We start from the raw sequence: 5,183 nt of genomic DNA, 5'->3' as shown, positions 1-5,183 counted from the left end.
CTAGGTCATGTTGACAAAAGGGATTTACACCCCGGGATAGGCGTGATTCAAGCTGGTATCTGCGATGGAGACCAGCTTGGCACGAGACCTTATGTCGGACGAGGAATGGGTGTTCTTTGAGCGGTTCATCCTGGCAGCCCGTGCCCCGAACGGGCGCAAACCGATGAACCACCGCCTTGTTCTTGATGGCGTTTTCTGGATTGCCCGCACCGGTGCGCCGTGGCGGGATCTTCCCGAGGAGTTCGGGAAATGGTCGAGTGTGTATCGGCAGTTCCGCCGCTGGACACTTGCAGGACTTTGGGAACAGATCCTGGAGGTGCTGACCGAGAGCAGGATCGTTCCCGACGCGCTGCAAATGGTCGACAGCACCGTGGTTCGTGCCCATCATCAGGCAGCGGGCGCTAAAGGGGGACTCCGCGACAGGGTCTTGGCCGTTCGAAAGGTGGTTTCACGACCAAGATCCACCTTCGCGTGAATGCCGCTGGCCTACCGATGCGAACCGACATCACGCCCGGCCAGACCTCCGACTACCTCGGCTTCGATCTCGTCATGGACGACAACCTGCCCGAACCCTCTGTTCTGCTGGCCGACAAGGGTTACGATGCTGACAGCATTCGAGAAGGCATGCGCAACCGAAATATCCAACCAGTGATCCCAATGCGGAAGTCGCGCAAGAAGCGCGTCGGAGTGGACCGGCCCCTCTATCGCCTGAGAAACCTCGTGGAGAGGTGCTTCAATAAGCTGAAGAACTCCCGTCGCGTAGCGACCCGCTACGACAAAACCGTCCAAAGCTTTCTTGGCTTCATCGACATCGCCTCGATCCGCCTCTGGCTCCGCCATTTGTCAACATGACCTAAGGGCGGGGAGGGAGCAAAATAGAAGTTCTCGTATGACTCAATCATCAGCGGGTTGTTGAGCCAACGTCTACTGGCTCTGCGGACCAGCGAAACAGGGTGCCTGCCGCGAGGTCATGCATTTTCACGGCAACCGCAGCCGCCGGCAGTGTGTTTAGACTGCAAAACGGGTGACTTTACCCCAGCCTTGAGGCGATCTGCCCGGCGAGAAAGAAAGAGGTCCACATGCCTCCGATCAGATATGGCGACGACATTGAAAACCTTCAGCACGACGAGACCCGGCTGATCGAGGACATCGTGGCGCAAATGCGCGCGACGCAGGCTGCCAACGCGGAAAGGCACCGCCATGCACATCGCGATGCACATGCCAAAAGCCACGCGATCCTGAAGGGGCGGATGACTGTCCATGAAGATCTTGCGCCAGAGTTGTCGCAGGGCATCTTTTTTCCCGGCGCGGAATATGAAGTTGTGGCTCGGCTGTCTTCGGCCCCCGGCGATATTCACAGCGACGAGATCCCCGCACCGCGCGGCATCGCACTGAAGGTGCTCGGCGTTCCGGGTGACAGGCTGACGCCGACCATTGGCGGTGCAAATCAAGACTTCCTTATGGTGAACTTCCCTGTTCTGGCATTCGGAACAGTGCAGAAATACAAGAAGATGCTGGCCCTCCTGGAAAAAAACGCCAACGCGCCCGACAGCTTTCAGAAGCTGGTGGCAGCCGCCGCGCGCGGTGCCGAGGACGTGATCGAGGCGTTGGGCGGCAAGCCCGGCGCGACCCTTCTTGGTCTGGCCCGCGACAACGCGAACATGCTGGGCGAAACCTTCCACACGCAGGCCGCACTTCGCTATGGCGACCATGTTGCCAAACTGTCCATTGCGCCGGAAGGTGGCGTGGTCGATCTCACCGACGCGAAAGTCGAAAGCGGTTTTTCAGCTATGCGCGATGCGGTCGGTGCATATCTGGCCGAAAACGATGCAACCTATACGCTTCGGGCGCAACTTTGCACCGACCTCGAACAGATGCCGATCGAGGATGCGGCGGTCGAATGGGATGCAGATGCCTCGCCCCACCGCCCCGTTGCCAGCCTGCATTTCCCGGCGCAGGATGCATATTCCCCCGCGCGGCAGGTTCACGGTGACGACCATCTCGCCTTCAATCCGTGGAACGGCGTGGCGGCCCATCGACCGCTCGGCTCTATCATGCGGGTGCGCAAGGCGGCCTATGAATCCTCGTCCGAGCAGCGACACCGGCTGAACAATCTGCCCCGGCAAGAGCCGCGGGCACTGACCGATGTCCCCGATTGATGAACGCTCAAACAGGAGCATGTGATGAGTAAAAAGACCACTGATCCCCGCCTCGACGACGAAACACGCCTTCAGGAATTTCGCCGTGTCGCCAAGGAAGTCGCAGCCGATGCGCCGCAACTGGCGAAGATCGCCATCGAAGGTTTGATCCGCGACCATAACAAGTTGTTCGACGGAAGCTCGCAATCCGCTGGCCGCGCGGGCCGCCAATCCGGCAATGTATCGGAACTGACCGCCATCGCCAAGGTCAAACCCGGAGGCGCCGCCCGGCTGCGGCGGATCTTTGATCTGACCGGCGGTAATTTCGATGGCGCGCAGCGCGTTTCGACGCTGCATGACATGCGTTTCGTGTTCTTCGATGATGATACGCGGATCATCTTCGCCACCACATATGACGGCGATTGGGACACCTATATCAATGATTTCGGAACCAAGATTCCCGGCCTGATGGATCTGCTGTTCGCCAATATCGAAGGCTGGCCCGGCATCGATAGTCCCGAGGTCAAGGACTTCATTGCCGGTCATCAGATCGACGCGGCTGGCTGGTTCGTGGCGAACCCTCAGGTCACGGTCGTGGATGTACGCCGGATGCAGCGAATGGAAGCTGCGCTGAACGATTTCATGGACAAGATGTCCAAGAATGACGCGATGGACGATACAACGCGCGACGCACTGTCCAAGCTTTCCGATGCCGTCTCGGTCCCCGAGGGGGTGGATTACTGATGTCTTTCCTCAGCAATCTGCGCAAGCGCTTCGACAGCAAACGGGTCACGCTTCAACTTGACGATATACAGGGACTTATCCTGCGCTCCCGTCCAGAGCCCTATGTCGGCATTCACGCCATGCTTCATGTCGATGACGCAGCGGGCGGACGCGACCTGATCGGGCGGCTGGCCGGACATGTGCCGTCAGCCGAGGGCTGGACCGAAGATATGCCAGCATGGATGGGGGTGGCACTTAGCCATGCCGGGTTGAAGGCGCTTGGTCTGCCGGATGACTCGCTGAAATCCTTTCCTCTGGCATTCCAGCAGGGCATGGCCGCCCGCGCCGCCCAGCTTCGGGATGAGGGCGAGAATGAGCCCGAGACCTGGGAAGAGGCTTATCAGAATGAGAGCTGCCACATCGCACTGTCGATCTTCGCGCAGAGCGACGCTGAACTTCAGCGCGTAAAAGCCAATGCTATGGCCGAACTGGAACAGGCCACCGGCGTGAGACTGATGGGTACGCATGAGTTCGGCGCGGATAAGGAGGCGAAAAACCCCTTCGGTTATCGCGACAGCATTTCGCAACCCACCGTCGCAGGCGCAGGGGTCGAGCCAAATCCCGGCGATGAACGTGCCATCGCCGCTGGCGAATTCATTCTGGGCGAGGACAGCGAAGCCGGAAGCCCCGTAGCGATGCCCTCTCCCGACGTACTGGGCCGGAACGGATCTTTCGTGGTGTTGCGAAAGTATGAAAGCCGCGTCGGGGCTTTCAACGACTTCCTGCGCGAACACGGCAGCGATGAAGAGGCTCAGGATCGGCTGGGTGCGAAGATGTTTGGCCGCTGGCGCTCTGGCGCGCCGTTGAACATGTCGCCCGATCAGGATGACGAAGCCCTGGGAGCCGATCGTGATAAAAACAACGATTTCGATTACTCGGACGATACCAAGGGTCTGATCTGCCCGCACTCGGCGCATATGCGACGCATGAACCCACGCGGCAGCAAGCTGACCATTCTGACTGACCAGAACATCCACCGGATCATCCGCCGTTCTTCAACCTTCGGCCCAAAATGGAGCCGCGACATGACCACCAGCGACGACACGGGTGATCGCGGGCTGTTCTTCATCTTCATTAGCGCACGCGCCTTTGACACGATCGAATTTCTTCAGCAGGAATGGATCAATCGTGGAAACTTTCTGGACCTGGGTGAAGAGCGCGACCCGGTTGTCGGGCTACACGAGCAACCGGGACGGTTTACGATCCCCGACCAACCCGTCAGGAGACGTGTCAACGGTGTCACGACGTTCAACCGCTTGCGAGGTGGCGAGTATATGTTCATGCCCTCGATCTCCGCACTGAAATGGATCGGAGAAGGTAGCTGGCTTCGTGGTTGAGCAAATATGCAGGCGCTGCACGCTTTGGACTGAGTTTGCGGACGGAAACATCCATATCCTTAGTCAGGCTAGGTCATGTTGACAAATGGCGGAGCCAGAGGCGGATCGAGGCGATGTCGATGAAGCCAAGAAAGCTTTGGACGGTTTTGTCGTAGCGGGTCGCTACGCGACGGGAGTTCTTCAGCTTATTGAAGCACCTCTCCACGAGGTTTCTCAGGCGATAGAGGGGCCGGTCCACTCCGACGCGCTTCTTGCGCGACTTCCGCATTGGGATCACTGGTTGGATATTTCGGTTGCGCATGCCTTCTCGAATGCTGTCAGCATCGTAACCCTTGTCGGCCAGCAGAACAGAGGGTTCGGGCAGGTTGTCGTCCATGACGAGATCGAAGCCGAGGTAGTCGGAGGTCTGGCCGGGCGTGATGTCGGTTCGCATCGGTAGGCCAGCGGCATTCACGCGAAGGTGGATCTTGGTCGTGAAACCACCTTTCGAACGGCCAAGACCCTGTCGCGGAGTCCCCCTTTAGCGCCCGCTGCCTGATGATGGGCACGAACCACGGTGCTGTCGACCATTTGCAGCGCGTCGGGAACGATCCTGCTCTCGGTCAGCACCTCCAGGATCTGTTCCCAAAGTCCTGCAAGTGTCCAGCGGCGGAACTGCCGATACACACTCGACCATTTCCCGAACTCCTCGGGAAGATCCCGCCACGGCGCACCGGTGCGGGCAATCCAGAAAACGCCATCAAGAACAAGGCGGTGGTTCATCGGTTTGCGCCCGTTCGGGGCACGGGCTGCCAGGATGAACCGCTCAAAGAACACCCATTCCTCGTCCGACATAAGGTCTCGTGCCAAGCTGGTCTCCATCGCAGATACCAGCTTGAATCACGCCTATCCCGGGGTGTAAATCCCTTTTGTCAACATGACCTAG

At 59.1% G+C, this 5,183-nt stretch carries 5 protein-coding genes; 4 read left to right on the top strand and 1 reads right to left on the bottom strand.

All coding sequences use genetic code 11. From position 1 onward, the window contains the following. Positions 1 to 64 precede the first annotated feature (64 nt). The 4 genes from ACZ7GB_RS19855 (at position 65) to ACZ7GB_RS19840 (ending at position 4,258) form a co-directional block, all read left to right on the top strand. Positions 65 to 852, top strand: a protein-coding gene (locus tag ACZ7GB_RS19855) for an IS5 family transposase (RefSeq protein ID WP_139291266.1) whose coding sequence is annotated in 2 segments (ribosomal slippage) — positions 65 to 404 and positions 404 to 852 — 789 coding nt in all. Because the reading frame shifts where the segments join, the coding sequence is not laid out codon by codon here. A gap of 299 nt (positions 853 to 1,151) precedes the next feature. Continuing rightward, positions 1,152 to 2,159, top strand: a complete 1,008-nt coding sequence (locus tag ACZ7GB_RS19850) for a catalase family protein (RefSeq protein ID WP_472160145.1) — start codon at positions 1,152 to 1,154, stop codon at positions 2,157 to 2,159. Between the two features lie 24 nt (positions 2,160 to 2,183). Beyond that, positions 2,184 to 2,882 (top strand): hypothetical protein, encoded by a 699-nt coding sequence (locus ACZ7GB_RS19845; RefSeq protein ID WP_088234139.1) that lies wholly within the window; start codon positions 2,184 to 2,186, stop codon positions 2,880 to 2,882. Beyond that, the gene (locus ACZ7GB_RS19840) at positions 2,882 to 4,258 is read left to right on the top strand and encodes a Dyp-type peroxidase (protein WP_472160144.1); all 1,377 of its coding nucleotides are present in this window, start codon (positions 2,882 to 2,884) and stop codon (positions 4,256 to 4,258) included. The genes ACZ7GB_RS19845 and ACZ7GB_RS19840 overlap by 1 nt, the downstream gene beginning before the upstream one ends. A 73-nt stretch (positions 4,259 to 4,331) precedes the next feature. Here ACZ7GB_RS19840 and ACZ7GB_RS19835 read toward each other — a convergent pair. After that, positions 4,332 to 5,119 (bottom strand): IS5 family transposase gene (locus tag ACZ7GB_RS19835; RefSeq protein WP_139291266.1). Its coding sequence is split into 2 segments (ribosomal slippage): positions 4,332 to 4,780 and positions 4,780 to 5,119, totalling 789 coding nucleotides; the frame shifts between segments, so codons are not numbered across the junction. Between the last annotated feature and the right edge of the window lie 64 nt (positions 5,120 to 5,183).

Source organism: Thioclava sp. PTB-PU3-1 (genome assembly GCF_055666785.1).
The sequence above is the reverse complement of the archived record's forward strand: the minus strand, read 5'-3'. Positions and strand labels throughout refer to the sequence as shown.